Source organism: Klebsiella sp. 2680, from assembly GCF_900198535.1.
Taxonomy (GTDB): domain Bacteria; phylum Pseudomonadota; class Gammaproteobacteria; order Enterobacterales; family Enterobacteriaceae; genus Klebsiella; species Klebsiella indica.
This window is the reverse complement of record NZ_FZNJ01000003.1, coordinates 608,506-629,087: the sequence shown is the minus strand read 5'-3', so window position 1 is coordinate 629,087 and position 20,582 is coordinate 608,506. Positions and strand designations below refer to the sequence as shown.

At 54.5% G+C, this 20,582-nt stretch carries 17 protein-coding genes and 2 pseudogenes; 13 read left to right on the top strand and 6 right to left on the bottom strand.

What is annotated here, in order from left to right; translation table 11 throughout:
• Window positions 1-120: 120 nt before the first annotated feature.
• The 5 genes and pseudogenes from FN037_RS16090 to FN037_RS16070 form a co-directional block, all read left to right on the top strand.
• Complete coding sequence (locus FN037_RS16090; protein ID WP_138362520.1) at window positions 121-528, top strand: YgiW/YdeI family stress tolerance OB fold protein; 408 nt, start codon at window positions 121-123, stop codon at window positions 526-528.
• A gap of 173 nt (window positions 529-701) precedes the next feature.
• The gene (gene parC / locus FN037_RS16085; RefSeq protein ID WP_138362521.1) at window positions 702-2,960 is read left to right on the top strand and encodes a DNA topoisomerase IV subunit A; all 2,259 of its coding nucleotides are present in this window, start codon (window positions 702-704) and stop codon (window positions 2,958-2,960) included.
• 183 nt (window positions 2,961-3,143) lie between these two features.
• Window positions 3,144-3,881: a 1-acylglycerol-3-phosphate O-acyltransferase gene (gene plsC, locus FN037_RS16080; RefSeq protein WP_138362522.1), complete on the top strand. Its 738-nt coding sequence runs from the start codon at window positions 3,144-3,146 to the stop codon at window positions 3,879-3,881.
• 77 nt (window positions 3,882-3,958) lie between these two features.
• Window positions 3,959-5,371 carry a cell division protein FtsP gene (ftsP, locus tag FN037_RS16075; RefSeq protein ID WP_142502691.1) on the top strand — a complete coding sequence of 471 codons (1,413 nt, stop codon included), beginning with the start codon at window positions 3,959-3,961 and terminating at the stop codon, window positions 5,369-5,371.
• Between the two features lie 4 nt (window positions 5,372-5,375).
• A pseudogene (locus tag FN037_RS16070) lies at window positions 5,376-7,647 on the top strand (YgiQ family radical SAM protein); the annotation flags it as partial.
• Window positions 7,648-7,775: 128 nt separating this feature from the next.
• On the opposite strand, the gene dkgA reads toward FN037_RS16070, so the two are convergent.
• Both dkgA and yqhD read right to left on the bottom strand, forming a co-directional pair.
• A complete protein-coding gene (gene dkgA, locus FN037_RS16065) occupies window positions 7,776-8,603 on the bottom strand; it encodes a 2,5-didehydrogluconate reductase DkgA (protein WP_138362525.1) in 828 nt (275 codons plus the stop codon).
• A 131-nt stretch (window positions 8,604-8,734) separates the two neighbouring features.
• Entirely contained in the window at window positions 8,735-9,898 is a 1,164-nt protein-coding gene (yqhD, locus tag FN037_RS16060; protein WP_142502689.1) for an alcohol dehydrogenase, read from the bottom strand.
• 197 nt (window positions 9,899-10,095) lie between these two features.
• Here yqhD and FN037_RS16055 point away from each other — a divergent pair, with 197 nt between their 5' ends.
• On the top strand, window positions 10,096-10,995 hold the full coding sequence (locus FN037_RS16055) for an AraC family transcriptional regulator (RefSeq protein ID WP_142502688.1): 900 nt from the start codon (window positions 10,096-10,098) through the stop codon (window positions 10,993-10,995).
• A gap of 43 nt (window positions 10,996-11,038) precedes the next feature.
• Here FN037_RS16055 and yghB read toward each other — a convergent pair whose 3' ends face one another.
• Window positions 11,039-11,698, bottom strand: coding sequence for a DedA family general envelope maintenance protein YghB (yghB, locus tag FN037_RS16050; RefSeq protein ID WP_138362528.1), 660 nt, complete (start codon window positions 11,696-11,698; stop codon window positions 11,039-11,041).
• A gap of 131 nt (window positions 11,699-11,829) precedes the next feature.
• Window positions 11,830-13,017: a cystathionine beta-lyase gene (gene metC / locus FN037_RS16045; protein WP_138362529.1), complete on the bottom strand. Its 1,188-nt coding sequence runs from the start codon at window positions 13,015-13,017 to the stop codon at window positions 11,830-11,832.
• Window positions 13,018-13,267: 250 nt separating this feature from the next.
• On the opposite strand from metC, the gene exbB reads away from it, so the two are divergent.
• From exbB to FN037_RS16020, 5 genes are all read left to right on the top strand, one after another.
• Window positions 13,268-13,999 carry a tol-pal system-associated acyl-CoA thioesterase gene (gene exbB, locus FN037_RS16040; protein ID WP_142502687.1) on the top strand — a complete coding sequence of 244 codons (732 nt, stop codon included), beginning with the start codon at window positions 13,268-13,270 and terminating at the stop codon, window positions 13,997-13,999.
• Between the two features lie 6 nt (window positions 14,000-14,005).
• Window positions 14,006-14,431 (top strand): TonB system transport protein ExbD, encoded by a 426-nt coding sequence (gene exbD / locus FN037_RS16035; RefSeq protein ID WP_138362531.1) that lies wholly within the window; start codon window positions 14,006-14,008, stop codon window positions 14,429-14,431.
• 142 nt (window positions 14,432-14,573) lie between these two features.
• Complete coding sequence (locus tag FN037_RS16030) at window positions 14,574-15,068, top strand: TIGR00645 family protein (RefSeq protein ID WP_138362532.1); 495 nt, start codon at window positions 14,574-14,576, stop codon at window positions 15,066-15,068.
• A 131-nt stretch (window positions 15,069-15,199) separates the two neighbouring features.
• The gene (yghX, locus tag FN037_RS16025) at window positions 15,200-16,087 is read left to right on the top strand and encodes a YghX family hydrolase (RefSeq protein ID WP_138362533.1); all 888 of its coding nucleotides are present in this window, start codon (window positions 15,200-15,202) and stop codon (window positions 16,085-16,087) included.
• A 77-nt stretch (window positions 16,088-16,164) separates the two neighbouring features.
• Window positions 16,165-16,458: a DUF2623 family protein gene (locus FN037_RS16020; RefSeq protein ID WP_138362534.1), complete on the top strand. Its 294-nt coding sequence runs from the start codon at window positions 16,165-16,167 to the stop codon at window positions 16,456-16,458.
• Window positions 16,459-16,492: 34 nt separating this feature from the next.
• Here the strand turns inward: FN037_RS16020 and yghU are convergent, their stop codons facing one another.
• Together yghU and FN037_RS16010 are read right to left on the bottom strand one after the other, a co-directional pair.
• Window positions 16,493-17,359 (bottom strand): glutathione-dependent disulfide-bond oxidoreductase, encoded by an 867-nt coding sequence (gene yghU / locus FN037_RS16015; protein ID WP_142502686.1) that lies wholly within the window; start codon window positions 17,357-17,359, stop codon window positions 16,493-16,495.
• A gap of 546 nt (window positions 17,360-17,905) precedes the next feature.
• Complete coding sequence (locus tag FN037_RS16010; protein WP_142502685.1) at window positions 17,906-18,466, bottom strand: thioredoxin; 561 nt, start codon at window positions 18,464-18,466, stop codon at window positions 17,906-17,908.
• Between FN037_RS16010 and FN037_RS24720 the strand changes: the two are divergent.
• Both FN037_RS24720 and gss read left to right on the top strand, forming a co-directional pair.
• Window positions 18,466-18,597: pseudogene (locus FN037_RS24720) on the top strand (hypothetical protein). The gene FN037_RS16010 and the pseudogene FN037_RS24720 overlap by 1 nt on opposite strands.
• A 75-nt stretch (window positions 18,598-18,672) precedes the next feature.
• The gene (gss, locus tag FN037_RS16005) at window positions 18,673-20,550 is read left to right on the top strand and encodes a bifunctional glutathionylspermidine amidase/synthase (protein WP_142502684.1); all 1,878 of its coding nucleotides are present in this window, start codon (window positions 18,673-18,675) and stop codon (window positions 20,548-20,550) included.
• The last annotated feature ends 32 nt before the right edge of the window (window positions 20,551-20,582 follow it).

Here is a 20,582-nt window from a genome sequence, read left to right as displayed (position 1 = left end):
GCAGTAAAGCGTGTTGCGGCGCGTATTGTACAGGAATAAATTTTATTTTTTCCGCTTAAGAAGTTGTTAAGTTTTGCCCGGTGTAATAGCGGCGACATAAACATAAAGGGAGAACATATCATGAAGAATATCGCCGCAATGACCGCTATCATCGCTTTAATTTCCATGCCGGTGCTGGCGGTTGAACAGGGCGGATTTTCCGGCCCAGGCTCGACGCCATCCAGCCAGACGAGCACGCAAAATGGCGGGTTTATTGGCCCGAATGGCAGCATCACCACCGTCGCCAATGCGAAAACGCTGCGCGACGATACCTGGGTCACCCTGCGCGGCAAGATCGTGGAGCGTATTTCCGACGACCTGTATAAATTTCAGGACAGCTCCGGTACCGTCAACGTCGATATCGACCATAAACGCTGGAATGGCGTAACTGTGACGCCGCAGGATACGGTCGAAATTCAGGGCGAAGTCGATAAAGACTGGAATTCGGTGGAAATCGACGTTAAGCAGATTCGTAAAATTGCGCAATAACCTGTCGTCGCCATTCCATGCCGGGGCATAAGTCGGGCTTGCGCAGCCAAAACCGGCGAAATATGCATCCTCAACCGGTTTAACGCCCTGTGACTCAGGGCGTTAGATAGGGTATTATCGCCGGTAGTTTTGCCGTCCGATCGGTCGGTATGCAGATTGAGGATTCACGATTAATGAGCGATATGGCAGAGCGCCTTGCGCTGCATGAATTTACGGAAAACGCTTACCTGAACTACTCCATGTACGTCATCATGGACAGGGCGTTGCCGTTTATTGGCGATGGCCTGAAGCCGGTTCAGCGTCGCATCATCTATGCGATGTCTGAACTGGGGCTGAACGCCAGCGCGAAGTTCAAAAAGTCCGCCCGTACCGTCGGCGACGTGCTGGGTAAATACCATCCGCACGGCGATAGCGCATGCTATGAAGCGATGGTCTTAATGGCCCAACCCTTTTCCTACCGCTATCCTCTGGTCGATGGCCAGGGGAACTGGGGGGCGCCGGACGATCCTAAATCCTTTGCCGCAATGCGTTATACCGAGTCCCGTTTGTCGAAGTACGCTGAACTGCTGCTGAGCGAGTTGGGACAGGGCACCGTTGACTGGATACCGAACTTTGACGGCACCCTGCAGGAGCCGAAGATGCTGCCTGCGCGTCTGCCAAATATTCTGCTGAACGGCACTACCGGTATTGCTGTCGGGATGGCGACGGATATTCCGCCGCACAATCTGCGTGAAGTGGCTAAGGCCGCCATAGCGCTGATTGAAAAACCACAGACCTCGCTGGACGAACTGCTGGATATTGTGCAGGGCCCGGATTACCCGACCGAGGCGGAGATCGTTACCCCGCGCGCTGAAATTCGTAAAATCTACCAGAATGGTCGCGGTTCGGTGCGTATGCGGGCTGTGTGGACGAAAGAGGATGGCGCGGTGGTGATTAGCGCACTGCCGCATCAGGTTTCCGGCGCTCGCGTGCTGGAACAGATCGCCGCCCAGATGCGCAATAAAAAGCTGCCGATGGTTGACGATCTGCGCGATGAATCGGATCACGAAAATCCGACCCGTCTGGTTATCGTCCCGCGCTCTAACCGCGTGGATATGGAGCAGGTGATGAACCACCTGTTTGCGACGACCGATCTGGAAAAGAGCTATCGTATCAACCTCAATATGATCGGCCTTGATAACCGTCCGGCGGTGAAAAACCTGCGCGAAATCCTCGCTGAGTGGCTGACCTTCCGCCGTGATACCGTGCGTCGTCGCCTTAACTATCGCCTGGAAAAAGTCCTCAAGCGCCTGCATATCCTTGAAGGTTTGCTGGTGGCGTTCCTCAATATCGATGAAGTTATCGAAATTATCCGCCACGAAGATGAACCGAAACCGGCTCTGATGGCGCGTTTCGGTATCAGCGAAACCCAGGCGGAAGCGATTCTGGAGTTAAAACTGCGCCATCTCGCCAGACTGGAAGAGATGAAGATCCGCGGTGAGCAGAGTGATCTGGAAAAAGAGCGTGACCATTTGCAGGCTATTCTGGCGTCTGAACGTAAGATGAATAATCTGCTGAAGAAAGAGCTGCAGGCTGACGCCGACGCCTTTGGCGACGATCGCCGCTCGCCGTTACGCGAGCGCGAAGAAGCGAAAGCGATGAGCGATCACGATATGCTGCCGTCTGAGCCGGTTACGATTGTACTGTCGCAGAGCGGCTGGGTGCGTAGTGCCAAAGGTCACGATATTGATGCGCCGGGATTAAACTATAAATCGGGCGACAGTTTTAAATCCGCGGTGAAAGGGAAGAGCAATCAACCGGTGGTCTTTATCGACTCCACCGGGCGCAGTTATGCGATTGATCCGATTACGCTACCCTCGGCGCGCGGTCAGGGCGAGCCGCTTACCGGCAAATTGACGCTGCCGCCGGGGGCGACGGTTGAACATATGCTGATGGAAGCGGATGAGCAGAAACTGCTGCTGGCTTCCGACGCAGGATACGGATTTATTTGTACCTTCAATGATCTGGTTGCCCGCAATCGCGCCGGTAAGACGTTGATTAGCCTTCCCGATAATGCGCACGTAATGCCGCCGCTGGTGATTGAAGACGAATCCGATATGCTGCTGGCGATTACCGCTGCCGGGCGGATGCTGATGTTCCCGGTCAGCGATCTGCCGCAGTTGTCGAAAGGTAAAGGCAACAAGATTATCAATATTCCGGCGGCGGAAGCGGCTGCGGGCCAGGACGGTCTGGCGCATCTGTTTGTTCTGCCGCCGCAAAGCACGCTGACTATTCACGTCGGCAAACGGAAAATCAAACTCCGTCCGGAAGAGCTGCAAAAAGTGACCGGCGAGCGTGGCCGTCGCGGCTCATTGATGCGCGGATTGCAGAAAATCGACCGGGTAGAGATTGATTCACCGCGTCGCGCCTCCGCGGGCGAGAGTGAAGAGTAAGATGCGCCTTCCTGGCCGTCAGGCCGGGGAGGCGAATATTTACCGCAAAATCGTTGTTTATTCAGGCATTGCGATTAACAATGTCCCTCCGGGGAACCGGTGCTGGCCTGAATTAAGCTATGGCGTCAATAATTTGCCAGGCAGCGAGTATAATTCTAAGCGGTTTGGGCTTCAGAGGTAGCTATGCTATTTATTTTTCGACTAATAATCGTTGTTATCTATTGTATTTTGGTGTGTATCTTCGGTTGTATTTATTGTTTGTTCAGTCCGCGTAATCCTAAACATGTTGCCACCTTTGGTCGTCTGTTTGGTAAATTATCACCGGTTTTCGGCCTGAAGGTAGAACTGCGCAAGCCAGCCGATGCGGAAAGCTACGGCAACGCCATCTATATCGCTAACCACCAGAATAACTATGATATGGTGACGGCATCGAATATTGTGCAGCCGCCGACCGTGACGGTGGGGAAAAAGAGCCTGGCGTGGATCCCTTTTTTCGGTCAGTTATACTGGTTGACGGGGAACCTGTTAATTGACCGTAATAATCGGGCGAAAGCGCACGGCACCATTGCGGAAGTGGTGAACGCGTTTAAAAAGCGCAACATTTCTTTTTGGATGTTTCCGGAAGGGACCCGCAGCCGTGGTCGCGGCCTGCTGCCTTTTAAAACCGGCGCTTTTCATGCGGCTATCGCGGCCGGTGTGCCGATTATTCCGGTGTGCGTATCGAATACATCGAATAAAATTAATCTCAATCGCCTGAATAACGGTCTGGTTATTGTGGAAATGCTGCCGCCGGTGGATACCAGCCAGTACGGGAAAGAGGGGGTTCGTGCGCTGGCGACTCACTGTCGCGAACTGATGTCCGCCAAAATTGCTGATCTGGACAAAGAAGTTGCCGAGCGTGAAGCAGCTGGAAAGATATAACACGGCAAACGCCGCGCGCGTATTGCTGGCGGGAAACGAATTCCCTTGTTAATTAGTCAGTATCTCATGGAGTTAATATGTCACTCAGTCGGCGTCAGTTTATTAAGGCTTCAGGCGTAGCGCTGTGCGCAGGCGCCGCGCCGCTGAAGGCACAGGCTGCGGATCAGCAGCCTGCGCTACCGATTCCTCCTCTGCTGGAATCCCGTCGTGGTCAGCCGCTGTTTTTGACGCTGCAGCGCGCGCACTGGTCGTTTACTCCCGGCACTCGCGCGTCGGTATGGGGCATCAACGGCCGCTATATGGGGCCAACCATTCGCGTCTGGAATGGCGACGATGTGAAGCTGATATACAGCAACCGTCTGACTGAAAATGTCGCGATGACGGTCCGTGGTTTGCAGGTTCCCGGGCCGTTGATCGGCGGCCCGGCGCGCATGATGTCGCCGAATGCTGACTGGGCCCCGGTACTGCCGATTCGGCAAAGCGCGGCGACGCTGTGGTATCAGGCCAATACGCCAAATCATATGGCCAGACAGGTCTATAACGGCCTCGCCGGGATGTGGCTGGTGGAAGATGAAGTGAGTAAGAACCTGCCGATCCCTAACCACTACGGCGTTGATGATTTCCCGGTGATTATTCAGGACAAGCGGCTGGATAACTTCGGCACGCCTGAATATAGCGAGCCCGGCAGCGGCGGCTTCGTCGGCGATACGTTGCTGGTGAACGGTGTCCAGGGGCCGTTCGTTGAGGTGTCGCGCGGCTGGGTGCGTCTGCGTTTATTGAATGCCTCCAACTCTCGTCGCTACCAGCTACAGATGAGCGATGGTCGACTGCTGCACGTGATCTCTGGCGATCAGGGGTTGCTTCCGGCGCCTGTCTCACTGAAGCAGCTGTCGCTGGCGCCCGGCGAGCGACGGGAAATTCTCGTCGATATGACCGACGGCGAGGAAGTGTCGATTACCTGTGGGGAAGCGGCCAGTATTGTCGATCGTATTCGCGGCTTCTTCGAACCATCGAGCATCCTGATTTCAACGCTTATTCTGACCTTGCGGCCGACGGGGCTGTTGCCGCTGGTGACGGATAGTCTGCCGGTGCGTCTGCTGCCAACGGAAATTTTGACCGGCGTACCGATTCGTAGCCGCGATATCACCCTGGGTGATGATCCGGGGATTAATGGGCAGTTATGGGATCCGCGGCGGATTGATATTACCGCGCAGCAGGGGACCTGGGAGCGCTGGACGGTGCGTGCCGACCTGCCTCAGTCGTTCCATATTGAAGGCGTGATGTTCCAGGTGCGTAACGTCAACGGCGCTGCGCCATTCCCGGAGGATCGCGGCTGGAAGGATACCGTCTGGATCGATGGGCAGGTTGAACTCTTAGTGTACTATACCCAGCCTTCATGGCCGCACTTCCCGTTCCAGTACTTAAGTCAGACGCTGGAGCTTGCTGACCGTGGCTCAATTGGCCAGCTTCTGGTAAACCCGGCAGCGTAATGTAATGTATTTCGCCCCGGCCGCATCCGGCCGGGCGCGCAAAAACCTCCTTCATTCTCTCCTCGTTCCGGCTTATAATCGCCGCCCTTTTTGATTATTTTTTTATCATTTTTCCCGGAAGCCATATGAGCGCAACATCCCTGATCCAACCGGATCGTGACCTTTTTTCCTGGCCGCAGTACTGGGCTGCCTGCTTCGGCCCTGCGCCGTTTTTGCCAATGTCGCGAGAAGAGATGGATCAACTTGGCTGGGATAGCTGCGACATTATCCTGGTGACCGGCGATGCCTACGTCGATCATCCAAGTTTCGGCATGGCGATTTGCGGGCGTATGCTGGAATCTCAGGGTTTTCGCGTGGGGATTATTTCCCAGCCGGACTGGAATACTAAAAACGATTTTATGCGTCTGGGGAAACCGAATCTGTTTTTTGGCGTAACCGCTGGCAACATGGATTCGATGATCAACCGCTACACCGCCGACCGTAAGCTCCGTCATGACGACGCCTATACGGCGGGCAACGTTGCCGGAAAACGTCCGGATCGCGCGACGCTGGTATATACCCAGCGCTGTAAAGAGGCGTGGAAGGATGTGCCGGTGATCCTCGGCGGTATCGAAGCCAGCCTGCGCCGTACCGCGCATTATGACTACTGGTCTGATACTGTACGACGTTCGGTGCTGGTGGATTCGAAAGCGGACATGCTGATGTTCGGCAACGGCGAACGCCCGCTGGTGGAAGTGGCGCACCGCCTGGCCGCTGGCGAGCCTATCGGGCATATCCGCGACGTGCGCAACACCGCCATTATGGTCAAAGATGCGCTGCCGGGCTGGAGCGGGGTGGATTCCACGCGTCTGGATACGCCGGGGAAAATTGACCCGATTCCGCATCCTTACGGCGAAGATTTACCTTGTTCTGATAACAAAACCGTTGCGCCGCCAAAACAGGAAGCGAAGCGCGTCACCGTGCAGCCGCCGCGGCCGAAACCGTGGGAGAAAACCTACGTCCTGCTGCCATCCTTTGAGAAGGTCAAAGGCGACAAGGTGCTCTATGCTCATGCATCGCGTATTTTGCACCATGAAACGAACCCCGGCTGCGCCCGCGCGCTGATGCAGAAACACGGTGAACGCTATATCTGGATTAATCCGCCTGCCATTCCGCTCTCTACCGAAGAGATGGATAGCGTCTTTGCGCTGCCGTATCAGCGCGTTCCGCATCCGGCATACGGTGATGCGCGGATTCCGGCTTATGAGATGATTCGTTTCTCCATTAATATCATGCGCGGCTGCTTTGGCGGGTGTTCCTTCTGCTCGATTACCGAGCATGAGGGACGTATTATTCAGAGCCGTTCCGAAGATTCGATTATTAATGAAATCGAAGCCATTCGCGACACAGTTCCCGGTTTTACCGGCGTGATTTCCGATCTCGGCGGGCCGACGGCCAACATGTATATGTTGCGCTGCAAGTCGCCGCGCGCCGAGCAAACCTGCCGCCGTCTGTCATGCGTTTATCCCGATATCTGCCCGCATATGGATACCAACCATGAGCCGACGATTAATCTCTATCGCCGGGCACGCGATCTGAAAGGCATCAAAAAGATCCTGATAGCCTCCGGGGTTCGTTACGACATCGCCGTTGAAGATCCGCGCTATATTAAAGAGCTGGCGACCCATCATGTGGGCGGTTATCTGAAGATTGCCCCTGAACATACCGAAGCGGGACCGCTGTCGAAGATGATGAAGCCGGGAATGGGCAGCTATGACCGCTTTAAAGAGCTGTTTGATCTTTACTCTAAACAGGCCGGGAAGGAGCAGTATCTGATCCCCTATTTTATCTCCGCCCACCCCGGTACGCGTGACGAAGATATGGTGAATCTGGCGCTGTGGCTGAAGCGTCATCGTTTCCGTCTGGATCAGGTGCAGAACTTCTATCCGTCGCCGTTGGCGAACTCGACCACCATGTATTACACCGGTAAGAACCCGCTGGGTAAAATTGGCTATAAGAGTGAGGACGTGGTGGTGCCGAAGGGTGACAAGCAGCGCCGTTTGCACAAAGCGCTGCTGCGCTATCACGATCCGGCCAACTGGCCGCTGATCCGCCAGGCGCTGGAAAGCATGGGCAAGAAGCATCTGATTGGTTCGCGTCGCGACTGTCTGGTGCCGTCTCCGACGCTGGATGAGATGCGTGAAGCGCGGCGCCAGAACCGCAATACCCGCCCGGCGCTGACGAAGCATACGTCGGCAGGACACCCGCGATCGAACGGCGGGGCGATGGCGACGAAGCCCATAAAACGCGGTAAGGCCACCAGTCGTTAACCCTGCGGCATTACCGGCGGGGCGTCGTTTACCTGGCTGACAAAATCGTCGGCCATCGGCCGGATAAACGACGCGCCATTCGGCTTTTTTACGGTCTAACCGCCGAACTGATCCGGGTCCGGCCCCAGGCGCTTGTTCTGATCCAGTTTCGCGATTTCACTCAGCTCATCTTTGTCGAGACGGAAGTCCCAGACATTAAAGTTCTCAGCGATACGCGATGGCGTCACGGATTTGGGGATCACCACCAGGCCGTTGTCGAGATGCCAGCGAATGACGATTTGCGCCGGCGTTTTGCCGTATTTATCCGCCAGTTGGTGGATGATTTTCTGATCAAATACCCCTTCGCCCCCCTGGGCCAGCGGGCTCCAGGACTCGGTCTGGATTTTATGCATCGCGTTCCAGGCGTGAAGCTGACGCTGTTGCAACAGAGGATGAAGCTCAATCTGATTCACCACCGGAGTGACGCCGGTTTCATCAATCAGCTTTTGCAAATGATGAACCTGGAAATTACAGACGCCGATGCTTTTTGCCAGCCCCTGCTGCTGGAGGGCAATTAAACTTTTCCAGGCATCAACGTAATGGTTAGTCGCCGGAACCGGCCAGTGAATTAAATATAAATCGACGTAGTCGAGTTTGAGTTTTTTCAGACTTTCCTGTAGCGCTTCATGAGGATGCTTTTGATCGTCATTCCACAATTTGGTGGTAACGAACAGTTCATCGCGGGCGACGCCAGCGTTGCTTAGCGCATTGCCGACGCCAGTTTCGTTTTGGTATACGGCGGCGGTGTCAAATAAGCGATAACCGACTTCCAGCGCCTTATGAATGGCGGAGACGACTTCCTCGTTGTCTGCTTTCCACACGCCGAGCCCTAACTGCGGCATCAGGTTGCCGTCGTGTAGTTTTATAACGGTTGGATGTGTCATGCCTTCCTCCTGTTAATGAAACTCAGCGGAATAAATTCCGCTGAGGCGTAGCATTAAGTCTGGACGAAATAGCTAAAAACGGTAGCTAAACATCTCCTCTTTCCGTGCATTCAGGCAAAGAGGGGGCGATTTTAGCGGGCCGCTTCGTAAATCCGGCGGCTGACGTCCAGCGTAATATCCTGGTTTTCACCCAGGTGGATCATGCCGTGCTCTTCCAGTTTAGCCAGTAGCGCCGGGATAGTGCTACCATCCAGACCGTAGGCGGAAAGGCGAGTCGGGACGCCCATTTGCTCGAAGAAGTTGCGCGTCGCCGCGATAGCCGCGTCGATCCGTTGCGCGTCAGAACCTTCGGTAATGTTCCAGACGCGGGCAGCGTATTGCAGCAGTTTGGCACGCTTCGCGTCGCGTTTTTCATGCCACAGGGCGGGCAGGACGATAGCCAGCGTCTGGCCGTGATCGAGCCCGTGCATTGCGGTCAGTTCATGTCCCAGCATATGCGTTGCCCAGTCCTGCGGCACACCGGCGCCGATCAGGCCGTTCAGCGCCTGGGTCGCGGCCCACATAATGTTGGCGCGCACGTCGTAGTTTTCCGGCTCTTTCAGCGCCTTCGGACCCTCTTCAATCAGCGTCAGCAGAATGCCTTCGGCGAAGCGGTCCTGGATTTTGCCGTCAACCGGATACGTGACGTACTGCTCAACGGTATGGACAAAGGCGTCAACCACGCCGTTGGCGACCTGGCGCGGCGGCAGGGTATAGGTGTATACCGGATCCAGAATAGCGAAGAGCGGTTGTACAAAGGGGGACATAAACGCGCGTTTGTCACCGGTGGTTTTGCGTGAGATTACCGCGCCTTTATTGGATTCGGAACCGGTCGCCGGGAGCGTCAGTACCGATCCCATGGGAATGGCGCGGGTAATTTTTCCACCGTAGGTTTCGAGGATTTCCCATGGATCGATGCTGGGGTCATAGTGCGCCGCGGCGGCAATGAATTTAGTCCCGTCGAGAACGGAACCGCCGCCGACCGCCAGTAAAAACGTGATCTTTTCCTCGCGCGCTATTTTTACTGCGTTCATCAGCGTTTCGTAGGATGGATTCGGCTCGATACCGCCAAATTCCAGGACGTCCATATCACTCAGTGCGCTCAGTACTTGATCAAGCACGCCGGTTTTTTTCACGCTACCGCCGCCATAGGTGACAAGCACGCGCGCATCCGCCGGGATTTGAGCGCGCAGATTGTCAATCGCGCCCTTACCGAACAAAATGCGGGTTGGGGTATGTAGGTCGAAATTATTCATGGCTGGTGCCCTCAAATAGAATGGAACTGCCAGCAGAGACGATATCTCTGCCAGATGACGGACATTGTGGTCCCCTGGGGCATTCGTCTCAATGCACATTCCTGCCGTTGTCTTGCCCATTTCTCCTTCAGGCTGGAGAAATACCGCGGAAATGCGCACAATGCGGAGGTCGAAAAACGTTCGGAGAAGCATGAAAAATGAATCGCGCCGAGATATGTCAGCTATTAACAGAAAAAGTTAATAATCTGAAAGATAAAGAAGAAATACAGAGTGGTGTGCTACCGGATATTCGCCTGTTGTACGGTACGCAGCCGGGAACGCGTACGCCGGTAATGTACCAGCCGGGGATCGTTTTTCTCTTTTCCGGGCATAAAATTGGTTATATTAACGAACGGACATTCCGGTATGACGCTAATGAATATCTGTTGCTCACGGTGCCGCTACCGTTCGAGTGCGAAACCTTTGCTACGCCGGAAGTCCCGTTGGCAGGGATTCGGCTCAATGTCGATATTCTGCAACTCCAGGAGTTGCTGATGGATATTGGGGAAGATGAGCAGTTTCAGCCACCGATCGCGTCGAGCGGGATCAACTCGGCGGTTCTCTCCGAAGAGATTTTGTGTGCGGCGGAGCGCCTGCTGGATGTCATGGAACGCCCGCTGGACGCGCGTATTCTTGGCAAACAGATTGTGCGTGAAATCCTTTATCACGTGCTGACCGGCCCCTGCGGCGGTGCGCTGCTGGCGCTGGTCAGCCGGCAGACTCACTTCAGCCTGATTAGCCGGGTGCTCAAGCGAATTGAAAGTCAGTACACTGAAAACCTGAGCGTCGACCAACTGGCTGCGGAAGCCAATATGAGCGTCTCGGCGTTCCATCATAACTTTAAGTCGGTCACCAGCACCTCTCCGCTGCAATATCTGAAAACCTACCGTTTGCATAAAGCGCGCATGCTGATGATCCACGATGGCATGAAGGCCAGCGCCGCAGCGATGCAGGTCGGTTATGAAAGCGCGTCGCAGTTTAGCCGCGAGTTTAAGCGTTACTTCGGCATGACGCCGGGAGAAGACGCGGCGCGGATCAGGACGATTCAGGGAATGTGATGAGCCACGCCGGGCGGCGAAGTGATGCCGTCCCGGTCACGTTTCAGGCGTTGCAGTATTTCTTTTTGAGCACCACGATAACCGTGCCGAGCAACCCGGCAATCAGCAGCGCAATGGGCAGAATCATCAGGCAGGTCATGACCTGATCTTCATGGCGCTTAACGAAAGGAATCATGCTGAGCGCATAGCCCAGACCGGTGACCACACACACCCACAGCAGTGCGCTCAGCCAGTTAAAGAACTGAAAACGGCGGTTAGGTAACCCAGAAATCCCGGCCATCGTCGGCAACAACGTCCGAACGAATGCCAGGAAACGCCCGGCAAGCAGCGCCAGCAGGCCGTGCCTGTCAAACATGCAGGTTGCCCGCTGATGGTACTTATGCGGCAGATGGCCGAGCCAGCGCTTAACGGTGACGGTATTTCCCAGCCAGCGCCCCTGAGCGTAGCTCAGCCAGCAACCGAGGCTGGCCGCCGCGGTTAAAATAGCGACAGTAGGTACAAAGCCCATCACGCCTTTGGCTATCAGTGCGCCGGCCAGCAGTAGCAGACTATCGCCCGGCAGAAACGAGGCCGGTAGCAGGCCGTTTTCTAAAAACAGGGTTGCGAACATGACCAGATATACAACACCCACAACGTGGGGATTTGCCAATGCGGCAAAATCATGCTGCCACAGTGCGGCGACAATTTCTTGAATGACAACCATGGACTTTCCTAAGTGGTACCGTATTTTTTATTTAGTGTACTCCTGAAGAGGCCTGAGCACCTTGATCCCGGGCGCAACTAAAGCGGGCGCCTCTTTTAAAAACGTCCGCTATTGTTGCCACCCGATGCACTTTACACGATACGCGCAAAGCCCGCCGCTAAATCATCCCGTAGATCGGTAACATTTTCTAACCCGATATGTACGCGAATCAGCGTACCAGTGAAATCAACGTCAGCATCCGGGCGGATCGCGGCGATTTGTTCCGGCTGGTTGGCTAAAATCAGCGATTCAAAGCCGCCCCAGGAGTAGGCCATGCTGAATAAGCTGAAGTGGTCCAGATAGGCGGAGAGCTCGTCGTCAGTCAGTCTTTTATTGAGCACGAAAGAGAACAGTCCGCTGCTACCGGTAAAATCACGCTTCCAGAATTGATGGCCTTTGCTGCCAGGCAGAGCCGGGTGATTGACGCGCGCCACCTGCGGGTGCTGCGCCAGCCATTCGGCAATATACAGGCTGCTTTCATGGTGCTGACGCAGGCGAACGGCTAAGGTGCGCAGGCCGCGGCTGGTCATATAGGCGGTATCGGCATCAAGCATTTGCCCCATCAGATAGGCGTTTTCCCGCAACTGATCCCAACAGCGTTCATTGGCAACCGCGGTACCGACCATTCCGTCCGAATGGCCAATCAGGTATTTGGTACCCGCCTGAATAGAGATATCAACGCCGAAATCCAGCGCTTTAAACAGCACCCCCGCCGCCCAGGTGTTGTCGATCATGATAATCGCTTCGGGGGCGACACTGCGTACCGCCGCGACGATCGCCGGTACGTCATGCACTTCCATAGTGATCGAGCCGGGAGATTCCAGAAACACCACGCGGGTATTGGGCTGCACCAGACGGGCGATATCACCGCCGATCAGCGGGTCGAACCAACTGGTGGTTACGCCAAGCCTGGCGAGAATTTTGGTGCAAAAATCCTGGCTGGGCTCGTAGGCGGTGTTGGTCATCAATATATGGTCGCCCTGTTCGACAAAGGCCAGAATCGTATTGGCGACCGCCGCCGCGCCGCAGGGGAAGAGGGCACAGCCGGCGCCGCCTTCCAGTTCGCACATGGCTTCCTGCAGTGAAAAGTGGGTCAGGGTACCGCGGCGACCGTAAAACAGTTCGCCTTTGGCCCGATTGCGCGTGGCGTGCTTTTTCGCTTCGACGGTGTCGAAAACCAGCGATGACGCCCGCTGAATGACGCTATTTACTGAACCTTGAGTATATTTTTTGCTGCGTCCGGCGTGAACCAGCGTAGTATCAAGATGCTTATCAGTCATGTTCTGACAACCTATTTTTATACATCTGGACGTCTAAACTAACATGAATACCTGATTGTGTACCGGGCAATGGAGGATACAGGTAAAAATTTTACCAATCCCGGGGTCAGCAGCGTTTTACTATGTCAGCGCAAGGAAAAGAAATCTGATTTGCTGCACAGTGTAAATACTAATGAGAACCACTATCAATTCAATGTCGTTTTGATATTATTGTGCTCAGATTTTGTGATTTACGTCCTGGAGATAGAGTGTGGGTAATAATTTGATGCAGGCGGATCTCTCCGTTTGGGGTATGTACCACCATGCCGACATTGTTGTTAAGATAGTGATGATCGGCCTGATTCTGGCGTCGGTAGTGACATGGGCTATCTTTTTCGGCAAAGGTGCAGAGATCCTCGCCAGCAAGCGCCGCCTGAAGCGTGAACAGCAACAGGTTGCTGAAGCGCGCTCTCTCGACCAGGCCAGCGATATCGCTAACGCTTTCCCGACCAAAAGCCTGACCTCGCAGCTGATCAATGAAGCGCAGAACGAGCTGGAGCTCTCCGCGGGTTCTGAAGATAACGAAGGCATTAAAGAACGTACCGGCTTCCGGCTGGAACGCCGCGTTGCGGCGGTGGGGCGTTATATGGGCCGTGGTAACGGTTATCTGGCGACTATCGGCGCGATTTCCCCGTTTGTCGGCCTGTTTGGTACCGTCTGGGGGATCATGAACAGCTTTATCGGTATCGCGCAGACCCAGACCACCAACCTGGCGGTTGTCGCTCCGGGGATTGCGGAAGCGCTGCTGGCAACGGCGATTGGCCTGTTTGCCGCGATTCCGGCGGTGGTTATCTATAACGTTTTTGCGCGTATGATTGCCAGCTATAAAGCCTCTCTTGGCGATGTCGCCGCCCAGGTGCTGCTGCTGCAAAGCCGCGATCTTGACCTGAGCGCCAGCGGCGTCAAACCGGTGCGTACCGCCCAGAAACTTCGCGTAGGTTGATGCTTTATGGCGATGCATTTTAACGAAAACCTTGATGATAACGGCGAAATGCATGACATCAACGTGACGCCGTTTATTGACGTTATGCTGGTGCTGTTGATCATCTTTATGGTGGCGGCGCCGCTGGCCACCGTTGACGTGAAAGTTAATCTCCCGGCCTCGTCAAGTCAGCCGCAACCGCGTCCTGAAAAGCCGATTTACCTGTCGGTGAAAGCCGATAAAACGATGTTCCTCGGTAACGATCCGATCACCGAAGAGAGCCTGGTAACGTCTCTGGATGCGCTGACAGAAGGGGATAAAGACACTACCGTGTTCTTCCGCGCGGATAAAACCGTGGACTACGAAACGATGATGAAAGTCATGGATATCCTGCATCAGGCCGGTTATCTGAAGATCGGTTTGGTGGGTGAAGAAACCGTAAAAGCGAAGTAGCGCCCCTCCAGTACGCCTCCCCAGGCTGGCCTTGTGCCAGCCTTTTTCGTTTTTCCCGGCCTGCTTCTGTGGGGAATCTGTTGCTGTACCGTTGTTCTGTTGCGATATAATGCCGTCCGTTTTCATTCACTAACGGGATTTTATGGAACGCTTTCTGGAAAATGCTATCTACGCCTCGCGCTGGTTGTTAGCACCGGTCTATTTTGGCCTTTCGCTTGGGTTGATTGCACTGACAATCAAATTTTTTCAGGAGATCGTCCACATACTGCCGCATATTTTTAGCGTCAGTGAGTCGGATATGATTCTGACCCTGCTATCGCTGGTCGATATGACCCTGGTGGGCGGTTTGCTGGTCATGGTGATGTTTTCCGGTTATGAAAATTTTGTCTCACAGTTGGATATTAACGAAGGTAAAGAGAAGCTTAGCTGGCTGGGAAAAATGGATGCCACTTCGCTGAAAAATAAGGTTGCCGCTTCAATCGTGGCGATCTCCTCCATTCATCTGCTGCGGGTCTTTATGAATGCGCAAAATGTCCCGGATAATAAACTGATGTGGTACGTCATTATTCACCTGACCTTTGTGCTGTCGGCCTTTGTGATGGGCTATCTCGATCGTCTGAGCAAAGTGAAATACTGATCTTTGCGCTCCCGACGCCTTTCGGTCGTCGGGTTTTCTTCTGCCTTTTCCCTGGTTTCTGCTTCGCAACGCTGGCGCATGTCCGGGCTTCTGCTTTGCTTAAAGGGGTGCTTAATGATGGAGGAAACGCGATGACGCGACTGACGGCCAACGATTTTCCGCAAGAGTTGCTGGCGTATTATGACTACTATGCCCACGGCAAAATCAGCAAACGCGAGTTTATTCAGCTAGCCGGGAAATACGCGGTAGGCGGGATGACCGCGCTGGCGCTGTTTAATCTGCTAAAGCCTAACTATGCTCTGGCGCAGCAGGTGGCGTTTACCGACCCGGATATCCGTCCGGAATATATTCACTATCCTTCTCCTGACGGTCACGGTGACGTGCGGGCATATCTGGTGACGCCGACGAAAATAACCGATAAAGCGCCTGCAGTGGTGGTGGTACATGAGAACCGCGGCCTCAATCCCTATATTGAAGATGTTGCCCGGCGGGTCGCGAAAGCGGGCTATATTGCGCTGGCGCCGGATGGACTGAGCTCCGTCGGCGGCTATCCGGGCAATGATGATGAAGGGCGAGCGCTACAGCAGAACGTCGATCCTGTGAAGCTGATGAATGATTTTTTTGCCGCAGTGGCATTTATGGCGAAGCATCCGCAGGCGACGGGAAAAGTCGGCATTACCGGCTTTTGCTACGGTGGCGGCGTCTGTAATGCGGCTGCGGTGGCCATTCCAGAGCTGGCCTGCGCGGTACCGTTTTACGGTCGCCAGCCGCCGCTGAATGAAGTCGATAAAATCAACGCGCCGCTGTTGCTGCATTATGCCGGTCTGGATCGTGTAATCAATGAAGGATGGCCGGCCTATGAAAAGGCGCTCAAAGAACATAATAAAGTCTATGAGGCTTATATTTATCAGGGCGTTAACCATGGTTTTCATAACGACTCCACGCCGCGTTACGACCAGGCCGCCGCCGATCTGGCCTGGCAGCGTACGCTGGGCTGGTTTGAGAAGTATTTACGCTAACGCGTGAGGCTGAAATAGCGCTACCGCTTGCTCAAAAAATCGCTATATAATTTTTTATATATCGATAGGAGAGTGCGATGGAAAACCATTTTGGTAAAGGCTTAATGGCAGGGCTGCAGGCGTCACATGCTGATTCCGCCAGATATGCGGAAAATTTTTGCTCTGACTATAAACGCGGATTTGTTCTGGGTTATTCACACCGTATGTTTGAAAAAACCGGCGACCGTCAGCTTAGCGCCTGGGAAGCGGGGGTACTTACTCGTCGTTATGGTCTGGACAAAGATATGGTGATGGACTTCTTTAGAGAGGGAAGTTCGTGTACCGCGGTACGCTACTTTATGGCGGGATACCAGTACCGGCCAGGACGCTGAGAACCGGAGGCAAACGCCTCCGGCTGGTAAGGGGCTACGCCTGGCGCTTATCTTCAGTTTGCGTCTCGAAATCGCTGGCGGCATGGCGCTCGTGGAGCTGCTCATTGAGCGGGCCGGAAGTGCGGTTAACGATGCGTCCACGCTGAACGGCCGGACGATTGCCAACATCCTGCGCCCAGCGCAGCACGTTTTTGTAGCTGCTGGTATCAAGGAATTCTGCGGCGTTGTAAACATTCCCCAGCACCACGTTGCCATACCATGGCCAGATGGCCATATCGGCAATGCTGTACTCTTCCCCTGCGACAAAACGACCACGGGCGAGCTGCTTGTCCAGTACGTCAAGTTGACGTTTGGCTTCCATCGTAAAGCGATCGATCGCGTATTCGATTTTTACCGGCGCATAGTTGAAAAAGTGACCGAATCCGCCGCCAAGGAACGGGGCGGAGCCCTGCAGCCAGAACAGCCAGTTGAGGGTTTCGGTGCGGCCTGCCGGATCTTTCGGCAGGAAGAAACCAAACTTTTCCGCAAGGTAGAGCAGGATGTTGCCGGATTCAAAAACGCGGGTTGGCGGGGTGGTGGAGTGGTCCCGGAGGGCGGGGATTTTCGAGTTAGGGTTAACGTCGACAAAACCACTGGAGAACTGATCGCCTTCGCCGATGCGAATCAGCCAGGCGTCATATTCCGCGCCGCTAATGCCTAACGCCAGCAACTCTTCCAGCATGATGGTGACTTTCTGGCCGTTGGGCGTCCCCAGCGAATAAAGCTGAAGAGGATGTGTGCCCACGGGGAGCGCCTGGTCATGCGTGGCGCCGGAGACGGGACGGTTGATATTGGCGAATGTGCCGCCGTTGTTTTGCTTCCATTGCCATACTTTAGGAGGTTGGTAGCTATTCTCTGACATGTTGACCTGCCTTTTTCGTGAAGTCATTGAGGGAGTGTAGCAGGTGCTATCAGATGGGGTTAACAGTATGAGGCGTATTCACATTATGCTCCCCCGTTCCAGATATGTATTTTTTGTTTTCCCGGGGCGGGAGTCATGTTAGTCAGTTAAGCGGATCATCGAGTTTTTATACTGTTACATTGCCAGAGTGAATGCTTTTTCGGGGAATGTTGGTCAGTGGCCTGTTCCGTTCACTGTCAATCTGAGGGTGTTCGTTATACCCGCTGCGTGTGAACGGCCAGGGGGACGTTTCGCTCGTCCCCCTGGACCCCCGGCATGGCGCTGAAACCTGCCGCTGCGCGGTCCGCTTCACTCCGGCTTCATCTGACGTCCCGCCCTCTGGCCGCCGTCCTGGCGGCCAGTCCTGGATGCGCGCCTGCGTTCTCGCGCCCAACCCCCCTGCGGTGAGCCCGCGCTCAATCTGCGACTGCCCGGAAGCTGAGAGTTATCAAAAGCCCTAATGCTGGGCACCTTAACTCACCCGCATCAGACGCGGGGCTGGCCTGTTTACGCCATAATCCGCGCGGCCCACACGCTGATATCATCCCCGCTGCCGAGATCCGCCTGCACCAGACCGTTAACCATAAAGGTCGGCGACACATGAATGCCGTTCTGGCGGGCGTACTTGCAGTGCCATTTGATCGCGTTTTGCAGTTCCGGAAGGGCAAACGCCTCCGCCAGAGAAACGTGGCTATAGCGTTCGATACGCTCAATAATTTGCTGCGGCGTGACGTCCATGTTCGGCCCGCTACAGTGGTCGGTAAACTCAAATTCCTCGCGATGGTCAGCGACGGCTTTAAGCACTTTGTGCGCCTGCTCGCGGCCGTGGGGCAGCGTGGAGGCGGCGAGAATACAGCGCACGATGACACCGGAAAACAGGTGCCAGGGCTGGGACTGAAGGCGAATTTTAACCGTCACGTTATCCTCGCCGACCTCTTCCAGCAGTGCATCAAGCTTATTAAAGGCGCGCACCGAGAAAGGGCAGGTGGGTTCAAGGAAGACCTCGAAGGTGCGTGGGCCATGGCCCCAGACCAGCGGTTGGGCAGTCAAATGTGAAGGTGTGCTCATTGTCGGTTCCTGATGGTTTTTTTATCTCAAATAACGATATCACTTTTGCCTGAAGGTGCAGGTTTATTTTCTTTAAGCGCACGATTAGCGAATCGAATGAGTGGTATCATCATACGACCTCTGTCTGGTAAGTGCCTGCGGCAGGATAAGAAGAGGGAGTTTTGTTCCGCCAACTGCCCGGGCTGCATTAATTGAGGTCAGGCTAAATGAGCAAAGGTTCGACAAGCAGTGACGCCCCGTTTGGTACACTATTAGGCTACGCACCGGGCGGCGTAGCGATTTATTCTTCGAATTACAGTAGCTTAAACCCGCAAGATTATCCGGATGACGCCACGTTCCGTAGCTATATCGGTAATGAATATATGGGACATAAGTGGCAGTGCGTGGAGTTTGCGCGCCGTTTCTTGTTCCTCACCTACGGTTTTGTTTTCACCGATGTCGGCATGGCCTACGAAATCTTCTCCCTGCGTTTTCTGCGCGAAGTGGTCAATGACAATATTCTGCCGTTACAGGCTTTTGCCAACGGTTGCCGTCGCCCGCCAGTTGCCGGTTCGTTGCTGATTTGGCAGAAAGGGGGCGAATTTAAGCATACCGGCCACGTGGCGGTGATTACCCAACTGGTGGGGAATAAGGTCAGGGTTGCTGAACAGAATGTGATTCACTCGCCGTTGCCGCAGGGCCAGCAGTGGACCCGCGAGCTGACGCTGGTGGTGAAAAACGGCATTTACACAATTAAAGACACCTTTGCCGATACCGAAATACTCGGCTGGATGATCCAAACCGCCGATACTGAGCATAGCCTCCCACAGCCGGTTGTACCGGGTGACGCGATGACAATCAAAGGGGCGCGTTTGCCGAATAAAGGCCAGTTCCGCGGCAACTGGCTTAATGAGCATGATTTATTGCAAAAAGCCTATGTGGCAGCCAATGGCCACGTTATCAATAAAGATCCGTATCAGTATTTCACCATGACTGGAAGCGCAGAGCAGGAACTTATCAAAGCGACCAATGAGCTGCATTTGATGTATCTGCACGCCACCGATAAGGTGATGAAGGATGATAGTCTGCTGGCGCTGTTTGATATTCCGAAAATCCTCTGGCCGCGTCTGCGCCTCTCGTGGCAGCGCCGTCGGCATCATATGATTACCGGTCGGATGGATTTCTGTATGGATGCGCGCGGGCTTAAGGTTTATGAATACAATGCGGATTCCGCGTCCTGCCATACTGAGGGCGGCCTGATCCTCGAACAGTGGCTGAAACAGGGGTATTGCGGTAGCGGACACAACCCGGCGGAAAATCTGCTGGATGAGCTGACCGGCGCCTGGAAGCACAGTCAGGCGCGGCCTTTCGTGCATATTATGCAGGACAGGGATCTGGAGGAGAATTATCATGCCATGTTTATCCAGCGTTCGCTGACCGAGGCCGGTTTTGAGAGCAAAATTGTGTACGGTCTTGATGAACTGCGGTGGGATGCCGCCGGGCAATTGATTGATGCTGATGGTCGGCTGGTCAACTGCGTATGGAAAACCTGGGCGTGGGAAACCGCCATTGAGCAGGTGCGTGAAGTCAGCGCCGACGAGTATGCGGCGGTCCCGATCCGTACCGGCAACCCCAATAATGAGGTGCGTCTGATTGATGTCCTGCTGCGCCCGGAAGTCTTAGTGTTTGAGCCGCTGTGGACGGTCATCCCCGGTAACAAGGCGATTCTGCCGGTGCTATGGTCGCTGTTTCCGAATCATCGCTATTTGTTGGATACCGATTTTGTGGTCAACGAGAAACTGGCGGAAAGTGGCTATGCGGTGAAGCCCATCTCAGGCCGTTGTGGCGATAATATCGACCTGATTAGTCCGCAGGAGGAAGTGCTGGATAAAACCAGCGGGCGGTTTGTCGATCGCAAAAATATTTATCAGCAGCTGTGGTGTCTGCCTAAAGTGGATGGCAAATATATCCAGGTTTGCACCTTTACCGTCGGTGGTAGCTATGGCGGTACTTGTCTGCGCGGCGATGATTCGCTGGTGGTCAAAAAAGAGAGCGATATCGAACCGTTAATCGTGATAAAAGACAGCGATAGTCATTCACGCTAACGCCGGATCCGGGCGCAAAAAGCAACGTTCCC